The organism is Kangiella sp. HZ709 (assembly GCF_009674675.1).
Lineage (GTDB): Bacteria > Pseudomonadota > Gammaproteobacteria > Enterobacterales > Kangiellaceae > Kangiella.
In genome coordinates, this window is record NZ_WKJC01000001.1 from 445,559 (window position 1) to 464,281 (window position 18,723).

Annotated in this window: 14 protein-coding genes and 2 tRNA genes; 2 read left to right on the plus strand and 14 right to left on the minus strand. The window is 40.8% G+C overall.

Annotated features, from left to right (window positions below):
* Positions 1 to 114: 114 nt before the first annotated feature.
* The 8 genes from GJS41_RS02050 to GJS41_RS02085 all read right to left on the minus strand — a co-directional run bounded on the left by GJS41_RS02050 (position 115) and on the right by GJS41_RS02085 (position 6,012).
* Positions 115 to 191, minus strand: a tRNA-Arg gene (locus GJS41_RS02050).
* A gap of 111 nt (positions 192 to 302) precedes the next feature.
* Positions 303 to 393 (minus strand) — tRNA-Ser (locus tag GJS41_RS02055).
* 99 nt (positions 394 to 492) lie between these two features.
* Positions 493 to 717, minus strand: a complete 225-nt coding sequence (gene csrA, locus GJS41_RS02060; RefSeq protein WP_154245675.1) for a carbon storage regulator CsrA — start codon at positions 715 to 717, stop codon at positions 493 to 495.
* Positions 718 to 865: 148 nt separating this feature from the next.
* Positions 866 to 3,499 (minus strand): alanine--tRNA ligase, encoded by a 2,634-nt coding sequence (gene alaS / locus GJS41_RS02065; protein ID WP_154245676.1) that lies wholly within the window; start codon positions 3,497 to 3,499, stop codon positions 866 to 868.
* Between the two features lie 69 nt (positions 3,500 to 3,568).
* On the minus strand, positions 3,569 to 4,036 hold the full coding sequence (gene recX / locus GJS41_RS02070) for a recombination regulator RecX (RefSeq protein WP_154245677.1): 468 nt from the start codon (positions 4,034 to 4,036) through the stop codon (positions 3,569 to 3,571).
* 29 nt (positions 4,037 to 4,065) lie between these two features.
* Complete coding sequence (locus tag GJS41_RS02075; RefSeq protein ID WP_154245678.1) at positions 4,066 to 4,209, minus strand: hypothetical protein; 144 nt, start codon at positions 4,207 to 4,209, stop codon at positions 4,066 to 4,068.
* A 31-nt stretch (positions 4,210 to 4,240) separates the two neighbouring features.
* Complete coding sequence (recA, locus tag GJS41_RS02080; protein WP_154245679.1) at positions 4,241 to 5,272, minus strand: recombinase RecA; 1,032 nt, start codon at positions 5,270 to 5,272, stop codon at positions 4,241 to 4,243.
* Positions 5,273 to 5,451: 179 nt separating this feature from the next.
* Positions 5,452 to 6,012, minus strand: a complete 561-nt coding sequence (locus tag GJS41_RS02085; RefSeq protein ID WP_154245680.1) for a GNAT family N-acetyltransferase — start codon at positions 6,010 to 6,012, stop codon at positions 5,452 to 5,454.
* Between the two features lie 90 nt (positions 6,013 to 6,102).
* Between GJS41_RS02085 and GJS41_RS02090 the strand changes: the two genes are divergently transcribed.
* A complete protein-coding gene (locus GJS41_RS02090; RefSeq protein ID WP_227551227.1) occupies positions 6,103 to 6,624 on the plus strand; it encodes a peroxiredoxin in 522 nt (173 codons plus the stop codon).
* Between the two features lie 29 nt (positions 6,625 to 6,653).
* Here GJS41_RS02090 and GJS41_RS02095 read toward each other — a convergent pair whose 3' ends face one another.
* Genes GJS41_RS02095 through rluC form a run of 3 tightly spaced genes read right to left on the minus strand, consistent with a single transcriptional unit; the run spans position 6,654 to position 8,801 of the window.
* Positions 6,654 to 7,190, minus strand: coding sequence for a YaeQ family protein (locus tag GJS41_RS02095; RefSeq protein ID WP_154245682.1), 537 nt, complete (start codon positions 7,188 to 7,190; stop codon positions 6,654 to 6,656).
* Positions 7,190 to 7,843: an HAD family hydrolase gene (locus tag GJS41_RS02100; protein WP_227551228.1), complete on the minus strand. Its 654-nt coding sequence runs from the start codon at positions 7,841 to 7,843 to the stop codon at positions 7,190 to 7,192. Before GJS41_RS02100 ends, GJS41_RS02095 begins: the two co-directional genes overlap by 1 nt.
* Complete coding sequence (rluC, locus tag GJS41_RS02105) at positions 7,836 to 8,801, minus strand: 23S rRNA pseudouridine(955/2504/2580) synthase RluC (protein ID WP_154245683.1); 966 nt, start codon at positions 8,799 to 8,801, stop codon at positions 7,836 to 7,838. The genes GJS41_RS02100 and rluC overlap by 8 nt, the downstream gene beginning before the upstream one ends.
* A 614-nt stretch (positions 8,802 to 9,415) precedes the next feature.
* Between rluC and rne the strand changes: the two genes are divergently transcribed.
* Positions 9,416 to 12,067, plus strand: a complete 2,652-nt coding sequence (gene rne / locus GJS41_RS02110) for a ribonuclease E (protein ID WP_154245684.1) — start codon at positions 9,416 to 9,418, stop codon at positions 12,065 to 12,067.
* Between the two features lie 163 nt (positions 12,068 to 12,230).
* Here rne and ligA read toward each other — a convergent pair whose 3' ends face one another.
* The 3 genes from ligA to smc are packed head-to-tail and all read right to left on the minus strand — an operon-like array spanning position 12,231 to position 18,694.
* On the minus strand, positions 12,231 to 14,243 hold the full coding sequence (gene ligA, locus GJS41_RS02115; RefSeq protein ID WP_154245685.1) for an NAD-dependent DNA ligase LigA: 2,013 nt from the start codon (positions 14,241 to 14,243) through the stop codon (positions 12,231 to 12,233).
* Between the two features lies 1 nt (position 14,244).
* Positions 14,245 to 15,180 carry a cell division protein ZipA gene (gene zipA, locus GJS41_RS02120; protein WP_154245686.1) on the minus strand — a complete coding sequence of 312 codons (936 nt, stop codon included), beginning with the start codon at positions 15,178 to 15,180 and terminating at the stop codon, positions 14,245 to 14,247.
* A 13-nt stretch (positions 15,181 to 15,193) separates the two neighbouring features.
* Positions 15,194 to 18,694, minus strand: a complete 3,501-nt coding sequence (smc, locus tag GJS41_RS02125) for a chromosome segregation protein SMC (protein WP_154245687.1) — start codon at positions 18,692 to 18,694, stop codon at positions 15,194 to 15,196.
* Positions 18,695 to 18,723 lie beyond the last annotated feature (29 nt).

Genomic DNA, 18,723 nt, shown 5'->3' on the forward strand with positions numbered 1-18,723 from the left:
TTGAAGCTTTTGATAAAACTATCATGCAAACAAAAAGAATGTATTTTTAACCGGTGAAATCTGAAGAGCTTAAAAAAGAAAAGGCTTTCAATTTCTTGAAAGCCTTTTCAGATATGGCGCGCATGGAAGGAGTCGAACCTCCGACCGCCTGGTTCGTAGCCAGGTACTCTATCCAGCTGAGCTACATGCGCATCGTGGGCGGTATTATGCCACCAGTTTAAAGGATGTCAATCAACTTTTAGAAAGATTTTTGACTATTTTTAAGCTGGTTTAATACCTATTGCGACTATCTATTACGATAATGGCGGTGAAGGAGGGATTCGAACCCTCGATACCGGATTAGGGTATACTCCCTTAGCAGGGGAGCGCCTTCAGCCGCTCGGCCACTTCACCTAAATCGCGAGCGAGATATTACCCTATTCAGTGGATATTGCAATATCTAAATAACGATTTTTTATGACTTTTTTAGAACTTATTTAAAAACAAATATGATTAGTACTTGAATTCGTCATTAGGCACAAAAGCCGGTTGCTCACCATATTGCTGAGCGTTTTTTTCGTGCTGAATTCTCATGTATATTTCTTCACGGTGAACCGCGACTTCTTTCGGCGCATTGATACCAATGCGTACTTGATTCCCTTTTACGCCAAGAACTGTGACCGTGATTTCATCACCGATCATAAGAGTTTCGCCAACACGGCGAGTAAGGATTAACATAATATTCTCCCTAACACCTTTCTACTACTATTTAAATTTATGCTTTCTAGCTTCTACTACAAAACCTTCAGCTACGACCAAAGTTAGCTCCGCCAACTATGTCAATAATTTTAACAACTTAATGCAAATATGACTATAGCAAAGTGTATCAAATTAGCTTTTCTTCTAACCAAGGTAACACAGAATCCAAAGCTTTCGGTAATGCAGCTTCATCAGTACCACCAGCCTGAGCCATATCTGGACGACCGCCGCCCTTTCCGCCTACTTGCTGCGCCACCACATTAACTAATTCGCCAGCTTTTACCTTTGAGGTTAAATCTTTACTGACACCTGCAATTAGGCCTACTTTACCGTCATTAGCAACGGCCAACAGCACAATTGAAGAACCCAGCTTATTTTTTAGCTGATCCTGCATCTCGCGCAACGATTTAGCTTCGACACCTTCTAACTTCGCGACTAGAACTTTAACACCTTTAACTTCAACAGCCTGTGAAAGTAAATCACTGCCTTGACTAGAGGCTAACTTCGACTTCAGTTGCTCAATATTTTTTTCCAATTGACGCGCTTTTTCCATCAATTGAGATACTTTCTCAGCTGCTTGAGCTGGGTCAGACTTTAACAAACCGCCAATAGCATTAAGCGTTTGTTCGCTAGATTGCATCCAGGTCACAGCCCCTTCGCCGGTTACGGCTTCAATTCGCCGAACCCCTGCAGCGATACCTGCTTCAGAAGTAATTTTAAACGGACCAATTTCGCCGGTATTACCTACATGAGTGCCACCACATAGTTCTACAGAGAATGGCGACATACTTAAAACACGCACTTCATCTCCATACTTTTCGCCAAATAAAGCCATAGCACCCTTTTCTTTTGCAGAATCCATATCGGTGACTTCAACATCAACCGCATGATTTTCATAAATCTTTTGATTGACCAACGCTTCTATTCGATTTAATTCATCGGCTGTTACCGCTTCAGTGTGCGAGAAATCAAAACGTAATTTATCTGGCTCAACCAAAGATCCTTTTTGCTGCACATGAGTTCCTAACAGTTCTCTTAAAGCCGCATGCATCAAATGAGTTGCAGAGTGATTCCGCATGGTGGCTTGACGAAGGTTGGTATCAACCTCTGCTGTCACAGAGCTATCAAGAGTTAAACAACCGGATTTTAGATAGCCAATGTGAGCAATCGCATCACCCAGTTTTTGAGTATCTGTGACCATAAACTCTGCATTAGATGAAACTAACTGCCCTTTATCACCAACCTGACCGCCAGACTCAGCATAAAAGGGTGTATTTTTCAAAACCACAATCGCTTTATCACCAGAGTCAATAGATGTAACTTCTTCATCACCTTTTAACAGCTTAGAAACCACAGAATCTTGCGAGACATTCTCGTAACCGGTAAATTCTGACTTCTCATCAATTGACAAACTATCATTGTAGTCAACTCCGAAATTGCTTGCCGCACGAGCTTTTTCACGCTGAGTTTCCATAGCTTTCTCAAAGCCATTCCAGTCAATCTCTAACTCTTTTTCGCGGGCTATATCTGCTGTTAAATCTTTGGGGAAACCAAAAGTGTCGTAAAGCTTAAAGACCGTTTCACCAGCGATGGTTTTTCCTGACATTGCAGCTATATCAGCTTCTAAAATTGCCATACCACGATCTAATGTCTTAGCAAATGCAGCTTCTTCTTTAGCTAACACTTTGACGATAAAGTCGTATTGCTCACTTAACTCAGGATACGCCGAGCCCATCTCGTTAACCAATGGCTTGACCAAATCAGCAAAAAAAGCAGCTTTGTGCCCTTCAGTGCCGGCTCCCAACTGATGGCCATGACGAATAGCGCGGCGCACGATACGTCTCAATACATAACCACGGCCTTCATTTGAAGGAATCACTCCGTCCACCACCATAAAAGCACAAGAGCGAATATGATCAGCTATAACTCGTAAAGATTTATTATCTAAATCTTTAACATTCAATAAATTAGCTGTTGCTTTGATAAGATTTTGGAAAATATCAATTTCATAGTTACTATGAACGTTTTGCATGATCGCAGAAATACGCTCTAACCCCATACCAGTATCAACGGATGGTTTAGGCAATGGCTCCATAGTGCCGTCTTTGTGACGGTTATATTGCATGAAGACAAGGTTCCATATTTCTATAAAACGATCACCGTCCTCTTCAGGTGAACCAGGTACACCACCCCAAATATGCTCTCCATGATCGTAGAAAACTTCAGAGCAAGGGCCACAAGGGCCAGTATCACCCATCGCCCAGAAATTGTCTGAAGCATAACGAGCGCCTTTATTATCGCCTATTTTGCTAATCCGATCGGCAGGAAAGCCTATTTCATTGACCCAAATATCCAAGGCTTCTTGATCTTCATCGTAAACTGTAACCCAAAGCTTTTCTTTCGGTAATTTCAAAACCTCAGTTAAAAATTCCCAGCAGTACTTTATGGCGTCTTGCTTAAAATAATCACCAAAGGAAAAGTTACCTAACATTTCGAAGAAAGTATGATGGCGTGCGGTATAACCGACATTTTCTAGATCGTTGTGTTTACCGCCAGCACGCACACAGCGTTGTGAGCTCGTTGCGCGGCTATAGCTGCGCTTATCCGTACCTAAGAAACAATCTTTGAACTGCACCATACCTGCATTGGTAAACAGCAAAGTAGGATCGTTAGCGGGAACCAAAGGACTTGAATCGACCACTTGATGATTGTTACTTTCAAAGTATTTTAGAAATGCATCACGAATTTGATTCGTGCTCATATAATTCAGCTGGCTCACACTAGCACCTTCTACCTTTTTTAACTTTAAGTTATTCTTATAAACAATTGATTAATATAGATCTTCACGATTCTGACTAAAGATCCAATTGATAATATCGAAATCAAAACCACGGTATTGTAAAAAACGACTTTGCTTGGCTTTTAGTTTTAAATCACTACCGGGAAGTTGATTATATTTCTTCTGCCAAATTTCTAAAGCAATTTGATACCAATCAAGCTCCAATTCTTCATATATTTGGCTAATTTTTGATTCTGCAATGCCCTTTTGTTGTAACTCTTGACTAATTCGCCTTTGACCATAACCAGAGCCACTTCGCATTCGAACATAACTTTCAGCAAAGCGCTGATCCGACTGGAGCCCATTCTCTGCTAATCGATCGAGATACGCTTCAACTTCTTCACCTTCAAAACCTCGAATTTTAAGCTTGTTAATAAGCTCACGCCGGGAATGTTCCCGGCGTGCAAGCAAATCCATCGCTATATGTTTATGGTCTCTTGGCGGTCGTTTAAAAGCCATAAAAGAACTATGCTATTCCAACCTGATTTTTAATTACGGAAGATTAAAATCAATACACTAATCAAACCTAGTGTCACAAAGCCAGCAACGAACCCTTTACCAAAAGCTGTTAAAAACCTTCCTGATTTAGAGACTTGGCTTTTAGAATCAATTTGTTGTTTCTCTGTCGTCATTTTTATAATTCTCTCACAAAGCTAATGAAACTTATGCTTCAACTTCTTCTTCAGAATCATCTTCTGCTGAAGCCGTCACTAAAAGCATATTGCGCAGCTTAGTTTCAATTTCTTCTTTAACTTCAGGGTTTTCTTTTAAGTACTTAATGACGTTTTGCTTACCCTGACCAATTTTACTTCCATTGTAAGCATACCAAGCGCCGGACTTATCAACTAAATCGTGCTTCACGCCCCAATCTAAAATTTCGCCTTCTAACGACGAGCCTTCACCATAAAGAATTTGGAATTCAGCTTGTTTAAACGGCGGTGCCACTTTGTTTTTAACGACTTTAACCCGAGTTTCGTTACCGATAATCTCATCACCTTGTTTGATTTGCCCAATACGGCGAATATCTAAACGAACTGAGGCATAGAATTTCAGTGCATTACCACCGGTAGTCGTTTCTGGACTACCGAACATAACGCCAATCTTCATACGAATTTGGTTAATGAATACACACAAGGTGTTTGAGCGCTTGATATTAGCAGTCAACTTACGCAAGGCTTGCGACATTAAACGTGCTTGCAAACCCATATGAGAGTCACCCATGTCGCCTTCGATTTCAGCTTTAGGTGTTAATGCAGCCACCGAATCAATCACCAAAATATCTACCGCACCAGAACGAACTAGCATGTCCGTAATTTCTAGAGCTTGCTCACCCGTATCAGGCTGAGAAACAATTAAATCATCAAGGTTCACGCCTAATTTTTCTGCATAAATTGGATCAAGCGCATGCTCTGCATCAACAAAGGCAGCCGTCCCACCATCTGCCTGACAAGCAGCAATTGCTTGCAACGCTAAAGTTGTCTTACCCGATGATTCAGGACCATAAACTTCTACAATACGACCTTTCGGTAAGCCGCCTATTCCTAACGCAATATCAAGACCTAAGGAACCTGTTGAAATGGTTTGAATACCCTTCGCTGCGCTGTTGTCACCCAAACGCATAATCGAACCTTTACCAAACTGACGCTCGATTTGAGTTAAAGCTGCGCCAAGTGCTTTCTTTTTATTCTCATCCATTAAAGGACCTCTATAATTTGTCTTAAATGTATTTTTCGTTAGGAAACAATTTTCATAAACTGTCGCTGATTATTCCATAATTCGGCAACTATAGTAATAGGCATTTCTCAGGAAATGGCTAAGAATTTGACCATTAACCTTGTAAGTTCTTAATATTTGTAAAAAGCTTCTAGTTATACCTATTTAGTCGCCAAGTATTCTTGGCGTGTGATCCTATAAACCTCTACATTTAACCCCATCATCTCTATGGTTTCTGTGTATTTTTCATTCAACTTTTTAGCCAATTTTACTGATGGCTGATTGCTTTCGACAATTAAACTGATCAAATGCTCAAAGCCCAATTCTTCAAAGCCAAATTGCATGGCTTTTGTTGCAGCTTCGTAACCATAACCAAAATTTTGAAACTTCGGATTAATGCCCCAGCCTATCTCCACATCTGGCCAATCTTCGGGATAATGAATACCCACATGACCCACATATTCACCTGTTGCCTTGTCTTCTAAGGCCCAAAATCCAAAACCCCGTAATACCCAGTGACCAATCATGGCCGTATAGGCACGCCAAGCCATTTCCCGATTAAGCAGATCACCGTTACCCAAATAGCGTCTAAATACTGGATCCGCTACTAAATCGGCATAAGTATCAAAATCTTCGAGTCTAAACTCACGCATAAAAAGCCGCTCAGTCTGCAATAAAGGGATCTGATACTCAATATTAGTTATTGAATTTTTCGACAACATATTCACACCTCTAAGAATAAGTTACTATAGTGTTATACAAAAGGCATTGCCTGATTACTTTTACCGATATTTTCACTGATGACTCTTACTATGAAAAAACTATTAATAATTACTGCTATATTGGCGCTACCTTTTACCGCATCTGCCAGCGAATTTGTTGGTCAATTGGCGCCCAACTTTAAACTCATGTCACAAAATGGTGCCTATAAGTCGCTTGAAGATTATAAAGGGCAATGGCTGGTGTTGTATTTTTACCCTAAAAACAACACGCCTGGTTGCACCACAGAAGCTAAAAAGTTTAGAGATAATTACAAAAAGTTTAAAGCGATCAATGCAGAAATTGTGGGGGTTTCATTAGATGATAATGAGTCGCACAAAGGTTTCAGTAAACAATACCAACTGCCTTTTGATATTTTATCAGACACGAGTAAATCTGCCGCAGAGTCTTATAAAGTTTTGGGTGGGTTTGGTCCTGTACAATACACTAAACGCGAAACTTTTATTATTGACCCTGCTGGCGGCATTGTATATCACTTCGAAAAAGTTAGCCCGTCAGAGCATGCCACCAATGTTATGGCTAAGTTAAAGGAACTACAAAAAGACCTGGGTTAGTAGAAAAGCTTTGAATCGCTTCAATATACTTATTGAAGCCTTTCCACCTCTATCAATTGACTGGTCTCATTATTACTGAGCCATAGTTGACCGTCCTCAATGGTAGCTTGCAATTGCATGGTCCGCTCTATCATAGACTCCAGCCCTGCCACTTGCTCATCGTTCAATGCATAAATTTCTAGATTTTTATAATCTCTAACCTTATTACCTAAAGCTTTCCACCATATCGCGCTGGCATTCTCATTGTAACTGTAAACCAAAACTTTTTGTGATTTATGGCTGGCCTTTCTTAGCCGAGTTTCATCAGGGCGACCTAAGTCAATCCATAGCTCAATGTCATCCGTGTAATTCTTAGCCCAAATTTCAGGTTCACTCTCTTCTGATAAACCCTTAGTAAATTCCAGTCGCTCTTGAACATTTAAAATATAAGCCACTAAACGGACCATCATTCGTTTATCGCTTTCCGACGGATGCTGCGCAATGGTTAGATTTAACTCATCATAATAATGGTTATCCAAATCTGAAATATTGACCGTTGCTTTATAGATCGTAGCTTTTAGAGCCATTAAAAGAGTTCCTTTAAATTAGAAAAACAGTGAACTATTTTTGCTGGTTCGTAATTTTTCAACGTCTCTTTTGTTTGAGCACCAAAAGTAACGCCAATCGAATAAGTTCCTGCATTATTGGCCATTTCTAAATCGAAACTGGTATCGCCAATCATAATCACTTCTTTAGCGTTGGTATTTGTTTTTTGCATTAAAACATTCAGCATATCAGGTGCTGGTTTTGCATTACCCACTTCATCAGCACCAATAGTATGCTCAAAGTAATGCCTCAAACCTGATTCATCCAAAACCCTATCTAAACCATGGCGAGCTTTACCCGTGGCAACAGCCAGCATATGACCTTTTGCTTTAAGTGTTTGCAGAACCTCTTCCACACCTTCGAACACTGGTGTTGGCGTTGTATCAGCTTCTACATACTGATAGCGATATTCTTCAGTGATGGCTTTATGGCATTTTAGTTCTGGAAATAGGATGTTTAAGCACTCCGTTAAACCCAGCCCAATAATACCTTTTACTGCTTCATCCGTTGGTACTAATAAATCTAGCCGACGAGCAGATTCTTGCATGGCTGAAACTATGCGACCTGTGGAGTCCATAATGGTCCCATCCCAGTCAAACACAATTAACTTTATATTCGAAAGCGATTCAGCCAATAGCTTTACCCGCTCGAAGATAGGTTAAAGTTTTTTCCAATTCCTTAGGCAAAGGTGCTTCGACGGTGATCGGTTTAGCATCTACTTGGATTTTGAACTTTAAAGAATAAGCGTGTAAGAATAAGCGTTCTGACAACTTGTTAGACTTAAGCGATTGATTGATTTGGTCAACTCCGTATTTTGGATCGCCAACTAAACCATGACCAACGTATTGTGCATGCACCCTGATTTGGTGAGTCCGTCCAGTAATCGGTTCCGCGGAAACCAAACTGAAATTATTAAACTTTTCAATCACCCGAAATGAAGTCAGTGAGGCTTTACCTTCCTCAGTAACACGAACCAAGCGTTCACCAGATTTGACTTGATTCTTTGCCAAAGGCGCATCCACTTGTTTCAATTTTTCAGACCATAAGCCATTAACTAGCGCCCAATAACGCTTAGTCATAGTCTTTTTCTGCAATTGTTGATGTAAATAACGTAAGGCGCTGCGTTTTTTAGCTATCAATAAACACCCTGAAGTATCCCTATCGAGCCTATGCACAAGCTCAAGGTAAGGCGCTTTAGGTCTAAGTGCGCGTAAAGCTTCAATCACGCCATAACTCATGCCGCTACCGCCATGCACGGCCATACCATGCGGTTTATTTAGCACAATCACCCGCTCATCTTCATAGATAATAGCTTTTTCTAAGTTTTGAACTTTGTTTAAACCTGTGGGCACGTCCGTTTTAGATTCAGAGACTCTGACAGGAGGTATGCGCACAGAATCGCCTTCAACGATTTTGTACTCTGCTTTTACTCGGCCTTTGTTAATCCTAACTTCGCCTTTACGCAGCATTTTATAAATACGGCTCTTGGGGACGCCTTTGAGTTTTTTTACCAAGAAATTGTCAATTCGCTGTCCTGCTTCTTCAGGCTGCACTTCAACAAATTGGACTTTTGGATAGGAGATTTCGCTCATGCAGCGCACTATACCGGAATTTAAGCTAGCTGAGCACCCCTTCCTTGGAAAATAGATGTTGTAAGGCTCAAAATAAAATCAATAAGTTATATTCGTGATAAAGATTGCTACCCATGCTATGACTGGCTATAATGCACTCCGTGAGCAAATGCTCCAATGAAAGGCTTGATGAGCAACTTTCACTCTATATCAACCTAAAAAGAGTGATATACAAGAAAGCTCTGCGACATAGATACCAAGCGAAAAATTTACGTTATATCCGAATGCGGAAATAGCAGGAATATAAAAGTAGCGCTATCGGCAGTATAGAAAAGAACTGTTTGAATTGAATTAATAGCGCGGTTAGATTGGCTTCTTTTATGCAGGTTTGAATAAAGAAATAGACCTTAAGACATAGAATAGCCCATCATTAAAAAGTGAAAATCAACATGAAGTATCGACTTTAACTATATGATATTTCTAAAAATACGGTCATTTACATGACTCAAGGAAGACAATAGAGAGTAAGCTCTACAGTTTCGTATGATGAGAAACTGGCTTTTCTGTTTTCTGGTTTTTACCTCAAAATTCTCCTGCCTACTGTCGCATTCTATTTTAAAAATAGAGAGACAATCATGAAAAGAATGTTAATTAACGCAACTCATCATAACGAAGAGATGCGTGTTGCTTTAGTCGATGGCCAAAGGCTATTCGATTTAGATATCGAACTTGCAGGTCGCGAACAGAAGAAAGGTAATATCTACAAAGGCAAAGTCACCCGAATTGAACCCAGCCTTGAAGCAGCCTTTGTCGATTATGGCGCTGAAAGACACGGCTTCTTGCCATTAAAAGAAGTCGCCCGAGAATATATGCACAACCCTCCTTCACGCGGCCGCCCTACTATTAAGGATGCGCTAAAAGAAGGTCAGGAAATTATCGTCCAGATCGATAAGGAAGAACGTGGTAATAAAGGTGCAGCCCTAACCACATCGATAAGCCTTGCAGGGTCCTATATGGTATTGATGCCTAATAACTCTCGCGCAGGTGGTATTTCTCGTCGAATCGAAGGTGAAGAGCGTCAAGAACTAAAATCAGTCATGAGTCAAATTAATGTCCCTAAAGGCATGGGGTGCATTATCCGTACTGCAGGTGTGGGTAAAGACTTCGACGAGATCAATGGTGACTTTTCTTACCTACTAAACTTCTGGAATAGAATTAAAGAAGAAGCAGACAAACGCCCTGCTCCATTTTTTATCTATCAAGAATCAAACGTTATCAATCGCGCTATCCGTGATTACTTACGCCCTGATATCGGCGAAATCTTAGTCGATAGAAAAGAAATTTTTGAATTAGCAAAATCTGAATTAGCAAAACAACGCCCAGACTTTGTACGCAAGATAAAGTTATATCAAGATGAAATCCCTTTATTTAATCGCTACCAAGTAGAAAGCCAAATCGAAAGCGCCTTCCAACGAGAAGTACGCTTACCTTCTGGCGGTTCAGTAGTTTTTGACCAAACTGAAGCCTTATTATCGATTGATATTAACTCTGCTCGCGCTACTAAAGGTAGTGATATTGAAGAGACCGCATTACACACCAACAAAGAAGCCGCTGAAGAAATTGCTCGTCAATTGAGATTGCGTGATATTGGTGGCCTTATTGTGATCGACTTTATTGATATGGGACCTCCTCGTAATCAAAGAGAAGTTGAAAACGTATTAAGAGACTCTGTGAAACGTGATCGTGCTCGAATTCAAATTGGTCGTATTTCAAAATTCGGTCTATTAGAAATGTCACGTCAGCGCTTACGTCCTTCTTTAGAAGAATCAAGTCAACACGTTTGTCCGCGCTGTACAGGGCATGGCGTAATTCGTGGTACTGATTCTTTAGGCTTATCAATTCTTCGTTTAGTTGGCGATGAAGCCATGAAAGAGTCTACAGCTGAAGTGCATGTAATTGCGCCGGTAGAATTGGCAACTTTCTTGTTAAATGAAAAACGTCGTAAGATTGAGCAAATCGAAAAACAGCAAAAAGTTCGTATCATTGTTGTGCCAAATCCGCATATGGACACGCCGCATTATGAAGTTTTGCGCGTTAAAGCCGATGAGACTCATCAAGGCTCTAGCTATGACATGGTAGATGCCCCCAGCCAAGTTGAATATGTTCGTTCTACTAACCCAGATCTTGCCGCTAATATTGAAAAAGCTGCAATTCAATCAGTACCAGAACCAGCTGAACAAGTAGCGCCGAAGAAAGTAAAAAATAAAAGACCTGTTAAAAAGAAACCTGTTAAAGCGCAGAAGAAAGACGGCTTCTTCAAGCGATTATGGGACAAATTAACGGGTAATGACAAAAAGAAAAAAAGTCGTCAAAACAACCGCAACCGTGGTAGAAACAACCGTAACAATCGTCACCAAGGTAAAAACCGTAATCGTAATTACAATAAAAACCGCCATGACAATAAGCAACACGGTCAGAAAAATAGTCAACAAAACAAACAGCAGTCACAGAAACAATCGAAAGCAGCTGACAATAAGCAGCACAACTTTGTAGATAATAAAAAGCAGCAAAGTAAGCAACATGCCAACAAAGGGCAAAAGCCACACAACAAGCAAACAGCTAAGAATACTCAAGCTGCAAAGCCAAAGCACCCGCCTCGTCCAGAACGTAAGACTCGTGCAGAAAGAATGGCTACTGTTGACGGTGGTGTTGCAGAGGCAAACAAGCAAGCTGCAGCTCAGGTCGCAACAAATCAAGCTACGCAACAGGCGCCACAACCGAAACCGCCTGTTAAAGCTGCAACTAAGGCTCGTAAGCCAAAAGCATCTCCAGAAGAGTTAATGGTTTATAAGGCACAGAAGTCACTTGAACAGTCAGTTAAGGCCGTTATTGGTGGCGCTGATAAAGTTGCTTCGAATGATCTTAATCCGAATGCAGCTAAACCCAACGGTGTTAGTGCTGAGTTAACAAACGCTCAACCAGTTAAAGATGTTCAAACAGCTAAAGCCGATGTAAAAGAAACTGCCGTAACTGCTATGAATGAAGCAAAAACTGAACAGCCAGTGGTAGAAACTCAAGTTACTGCTATCAGAAAACCAAAAGTAGCCAAACTAATAGAGCTTTCTGCATCAGCACCTGCAGCAAGAGCCATCACATCTGATCCAATTCCAGCATTAACTGAGATGACTAGAATTGAATTCGCCGATGGAGAAATTATTACGCAGAACATTCTTGATGCATCAGTTAGCCATAGCTCAAGCCAAGCAGCTAAGACTAATATTGATTAAGAATAGTTAAGCATAACAAAACCCTATAAGCCCTCTTAACTGAGGGCTTTTTTTTTGCGTGATTTTTTTATGAGTGCTTATTTATTGAGGATTCTTATAAAGGAGCTGCTAAAACCAATCGCGAAGGTTATAGGGTTTTAGTAAGACTCTAGATTTAGAAATATTAGATGGTTGATAAATATTCTTCGCTTAAAATTTGCACACCTAACTCTTGTGCCTTTTTGAGTTTCGAACCGGCCTTTGCACCAGCAATTAATGCGTAGGTGTTTTTAGATACTGAACCCGCAACTTTGGCACCTAAAGCTTCAAGCTTTGCTTTAGCTTCTTGACGACTATGATTGGTTAAAGTGCCCGTAATAACGAACGTCTTACCTTTTAGAGTTAAGTCTCCTTCAGATTTCTTCACAATAACAGGCCAATGGATGCCAGCATCAACTAAAGCCGCTACCTCTTTTTGGTTTCGAGGGTTAGCAAAGAAATTTATTAGATGTTGTGCAACAATGGGCCCAACATCGTCAACCTCTTCTAAAGTTTCACCAGTAGCTGCTTGAATGGCTTCTAAGGTTGAAAAGTGTTGTGCTAGGTTTTTGGCGGTTACTTCGCCGACCTCCCGAATACCTAATGAATAAATAAATTTTGCTAAAGTAGTTTCTTTACTAGCCTCGATTGCATCTATTAAGTTTTGAGCAGATTTATCGCCCATTCGTTCTAAATCGGCTATCTGTTGCTTTTCCAATCGATACAAATCGCTGATACTTGAAATCATTTCTAACTCTGAAAAAATATCCACCAGCTTATCGCCCAAACCATCAATATCCATAGCTTTACGAGAAGCAAAGTGCTTAATAGCTTGTGTCCGTTGTGCAGCACAAATTAGACCACCTGTACAACGTATAGCGGCTTCACCTTCGGCTCTTTCGACTTGAGAGCTGCAAACAGGACAGGATGCTGGTGATTCAATTTTAGCTGCGTTTGTAGGTCGTTTTGACTCAATAACGCTGACGATCTGCGGGATCACATCCCCTGCTCTTCGCAATATTACTGTGTCACCAACCATAATGCCTAAGCGCTCGATTTCATCCATATTATGCAAAGTAGCGTTACTGACAGTAACGCCGCCAACAAAAACCGGATTAAGTCGAGCTACTGGCGTTAAAGCACCAGTTCGGCCAACTTGAAAGTCTACATCAAGTAGTTCCGTCATTTCTTCCTGCGCCGGAAACTTTAACGCAATCGCCCAGCGTGGCGCTCTAGAAACAAAACCCAACTGATTTTGTTTTTCAATCTCATTGACCTTGCAAACCACCCCATCAATTTCAAAACTCAATTGATTACGCTTCTCTAAAATATCATCAAAATATTTTAAAACTTCATTTGAGCCATGAGTAACTTTAATTTCAGAAGTGATCGGCAAACCTAGAGTTTTAATTTGTGCTAAACGTTCAGAGTGACAATTAGCCAGTTCAAAGTCTTCAGAGACTAAACCTGTAGAGTAAGCATAGAAAGCCAATTGACGCTGTGCCGTAATTTTAGGGTCAAGTTGACGCAAGCTACCAGCGGCTGCATTTCTAGGATTGGCGAAAATTTTATTGCCGGTTTCAATAGCTACTTGATTTAAACTATGAAAAGCTTCCAAAGGCATAAAAACTTCGCCTCTAACTTCAAACACTTCGGGTGGCTGCTCACTTCTTAATTTAAGAGGAACTGAATTAAGAGTGCGGATATTTAAAGTAATATCTTCCCCCTGATTACCATCTCCTCGAGTTGCAGCTCTAGTTAACAAGCCATTTTCATAAATAATACTAACGGCTAACCCATCGAGTTTCGGTTCACAAATATATTCAATATCTTGTGAGTCTTTTAGACGCTCTTTGACTCTTTTATTAAAACTTAAGAACTCCTCATCATCCATTGCATTATCCAGCGATAACATGGGCATTTGATGGGTCACTTGGGCAAAACCTGAATCTGGCTTAGCGCCAACTCTTTGGCTAGGCGATGAGGAAGAAATAAGTTCAGGATGATCCGCTTCGATTTGCTGCAGCTGGCGCATTAAACGATCGTATTCTGCATCAGGAATCTGGGGATTATCTAAAACATAATATTGATAATTATGCTCATCAATTTCACTGCGCAGCCTATTCAGCTGCGCTTCTAATTGTTTAGTATCGGACATTTTAAGATTGCTTTAAAAGAAGCTTACGCTCAAATTCTTGAATCTGTTCTTTATGGTGGGCTTCAATTTGTTTGCTAAAGTGAGCTTTGCTTGAATCAATGATGTAACCACCTAATTCAGAAACGATGGCACGGCAGGTTTTAATCATTAGATCGTAAGCTTTCATCGGATGCTTGGCGCCTGGTAAAGCCATAAAAACAGCAAGTCCTTTAGTTTCAAGCTTATCTAAATTATCTAAATCAAAGGTTCCTGGTTCATAAGCATTAGCCAAACTAAACTGCACTTGCCCTCGGCCTGTTGCTTGACTATGACGATGGAAAATATCCATATCGCCGTGACGCATGCCTTGATCGAGTAGCGCTTGTACCAGCTTTTCACCTTGAAATGAGGAATCATTTTCTGATACTAAATACAAAGTGAAAATTAATTCCGGTTCTGTTTGGATACTTGGTTCTTGCTCTTGCTCAAACAAAGATGCTTGGCTTGGTTCCTCTATCTTTGGCTCTTGTCTCTCTTCTTTAATAGGCTCTAATTTATCTTTATCAAAACCAAATAACATATCGTCTAGCACTGGCACAGAGGTTTCACCAACTTCTGGTTCTGATTTACCAACGGCGGTTTCTGAATTAGCAGCCGCTTCACTCACTTGCTGTTGACTTGCTTTTTGTTCTGTTTCAGCAACTGATTGTTTTTTTGCTTCAGAAGCTTTAATTTTTTCTTGAATCACTTTTTGTTGTGCGGCTTCAACCAGTCGCACTTGACCAACACCGTCAATATCAAAGCCTTCACTATCACTTGAGTTAGAAAACTGTTGTTCGAATCTTTTTTGATCTTGTTTTTCACGACGACTGACTTGTCGACGTTTAGCATCAAAATAGACAAAGCCAATGATTATTAAACCAACAACTACTAATAAGATGAATAATACAGGATCCATTTCAATGCCCTAGTTACGAAGCAGCTAATGCTGCAGCCTCTTCTACATCAACTGAGACCACGCGTGACACACCTGGTTCACTCATGGTTACACCTAATAGCGTATGCGCCATTTCCATTGCAATTTTGTTGTGAGTAATCGCTATAAATTGTACCTGATCGCTCATCTCTTTCACCAGATTAGCATAGCGACCAACATTCGCATCATCTAGCGGCGCATCAACTTCATCCAACATACAAAATGGTGCTGGATTCAACCGGAAAATCGAAAATACTAACGAGATAGCAGTAAGCGCTTTTTCACCGCCTGATAATAAGTGAATAGTAGAATTACGCTTACCAGGAGGACGAGCCATAATCGAAACCCCCGTATCAAGTAAATTTTCGCCTGTTAGTTCTAAATAGGCATGGCCACCACCAAAGACTTTGGGGAATAACTCTTGAACGCCACTATTAACCTTATCAAAAGTTTCTTTGAAACGAGTACGAGTTTCATGATCAATTTTTCGTATAGCCGCTTCTAACGTCTCTAACGCATCGGTTAAGTCATCATTCTGTGCATCTAAGTAGACTTTACGCTCTTCCTGGGCTTTATGTTCTTCAATTGCCGCTAAATTAATAGCGCCCAGTCTTTGTATTTTTCCTGTAATGGTTTCGATTTCGCTTAGCCATTGATCCTCGTTAGCACCCTCGTCTAATTCTTTTATTAAATCCCTTGGGTCGAGCTTCGCTTCTAACAACACTTCTGATTGAGTATTTTGCTTAGTGGTAGCTTCTTGCCAATCCATACGCAACTTTTCTAAGCGAGAGCGAACACCTTGCGCTTGCTGCTCGGCTTCATGTCTTTGACGCTCAATTTTACGCATCGATTCATCTATTTCAGACAGTTTATTACGAGCCTGACGTAACTCTTCTTCGACCGTTAAACGTTTTTCTAAAGCAGCTTCTAATTCGATCTTATGTTCTTCCGTAGGATCTTGATCTAAGTTCAAACGATTATCCAGCTCTACTTTTCTAGCAGTTAAGTCGCCAATTTGGCTATTAACTCGCTCAAAACCCGAGCGAGTAGAGTTCACTTCAGCTTGTAATGAACTCACTCTAAGCGCTAACTGATGCTCTTGCTCTTTAGTTTCACGAGCGGTTAAACGTTTATTTTCCAATTCCTGACGCTTAGATTCTCGCTCAGCAGTTAAATACTCCCGCTTATCCGTATCAGTAGCCATGGCATCAACCATCTGCTCAATTAGATTACGGCTTTTTGCTAATGCTTGTTCATCTTCTTGAATTTGCAGTGCTATATCTTTCCGCTCTTTTTGCAAACGCTCCATACGAGTTTTTGTTTGCTCTAATTTTGCTTGTTGAGAGCCTACTTTAGTTCGTAAATCCGTATAAGTTCTATTGGCTTCGGTCAACTGAGCTTGCTTGGTCTGCCACTGGCTCTCTTGTTGTTTTAACTGTTCCGCTAGCGATTCTTTTTGTGCTTCAAGCTCGTCAAACAAAGCCTGCTTTTGTTCTAATTCGCTATTAATTTCTGCTAACTGGGCTTCTCTTTCGATAACACCACTTTGATTTTCTTCTTGGCGTGAGACTCTTAACCAATTAGCACCCATCCATAAACCATCAGCGGTAATAACCGATTCATCACCCTGCAAGCTTTGGCGTAAACTTAACGCCACAGACAGATCATTCGCTAACTTAACTTTATTCAAACGAGAAGCCAGTGAATCTGCGCCTTGTACTTTACTTAACAAGGTATCTGCCGCTGGACTGATTGCTTGATTAACCGCTTCAACCAGCAACACTTTACCGCTTACTAAATCTGACAAAGAGTTCGCGTAATTGCTCAAATCATCAGCAACTACCGCTTCTAAATGGTCACCTAGAACCGTTTCAACAGCTTTCTCCCAACCAGAATCTACTTTGATTTGCTGAGCTAACCTTTTGTTCTTAAATATCTTTTCTTTTTCCAGCCATTGGATTGCAGACTCATTATCATTGCCAAGCGCTGCGCTTTGTAATGCCTCTAGTGAAATCTTTCGCGAATCCAAAGAGCGAATTTCACTGCGACTTTGCTCAAGAGATTGATTATGTTCTCGTTGCTTTTGACGGATCTGATTGATTTGCTCAACCGCCAAGCCCACTTCTTCGTCTAACCGTTCAGTTTTCTCTTCAACCAAGCCTAACTCTTCCGCCATTTTAAGCATTTCGGCTTCTATCGGTTCAGATTGGTGGCTTTCTATTTCTGAGGATACTTGCTCTAAGCGTTTGCCATAGCGGGTAAGATGCGACTCAAGATGCTGAATTCTAGTTTTCTCAACTTCTGTTTTTTGAGCATTGGCGGAAGCTTGTTGATTAAACGCATCCCACTCTTGTTGCCATAAGCGCATACCTTCTTCAAAATCTAGCAATTGTTGCTGCTTCTCTTCCACTAAACCTTGTTTTAGCTCTAAATCAGGTTCTGATTGCAACAGCTCTGTCATCAACTCTTCAAGCTTAGACTCGTCAAACTTTAATTGATCTCTTAAACGATCCAATGAAGCCTGAACCTGAGTCTTATCTTCAAGTAATTGCTGTTTCTGTTGTTTAGTATGTTCGATAGCTTGCTCAAGGCGTGCGATATCCGCACCAATACCATAAAAGCGACCTTGAACCTCTGAGTGGACATCCGTTAATTCCGTATGCAAATCCCTCGATTTTTCAATTTCTGCATCCGCTTTACGCTGATCAGCAACTCTAGCCTCAACTTCAGTTTCCATCTTTTGGATAGCGTCATCTAGGCTTTCGATGGTTTGATTGAACACCTGCCAGCGAATAGCAGCAAGCTCAGCACGCAATTGGCGCTCAGTTGCTTTATATTCTTTATAGCGTTCAGCAGAAGTCGCCTGACGCTTAAGATGAGCTAGTTGTTTACCTAATTCATCTCGTAAATCACTTAAACGATCGAGATTCTCTCGAGTGTGCTTAATGCGATTTTCCGTTTCACGGCGGCGCTCTTTGTATTTGGAAATGCCCGCAGCTTCTTCCAAGAACACCCGTAGCTCGTGAGGCTTGGACTCAATTAAGCGGGAAATCATACCTTGTTCAATAATGGCGTAGCTTCTTGGGCCTAGGCCGGTGCCAAGAAAGATGTCAGTGATGTCTTTACGACGGCAACGTGTACCGTTTAAGAAATATGCTGACTGTGCTTCTCTGTTAACTTGTCTTCTAACAGCGATTTCATTGTAATTAGCAAACTCACCTTGAATGGTGCCATCGGAATTATCGAACACTAACTCAATACTGGCTTGACCTATCGGCTTTCTACCGGTTGAACCATTGAATATGACATCGGTCATGGCATCGCCACGAAGATTCTTGGCAGAAGACTCACCCATGACCCACCGAACGGCATCGATCAAGTTGGATTTTCCGCAACCGTTTGGACCTACTATCGAAGTTAAATTACTGGGCAATGAAACCGTAGTTGGATCTACGAAAGACTTGAATCCTGCTAATTTTATTTGTTTTAATCGCATTTAATTATCGTATAAAAATCAACCAGTTA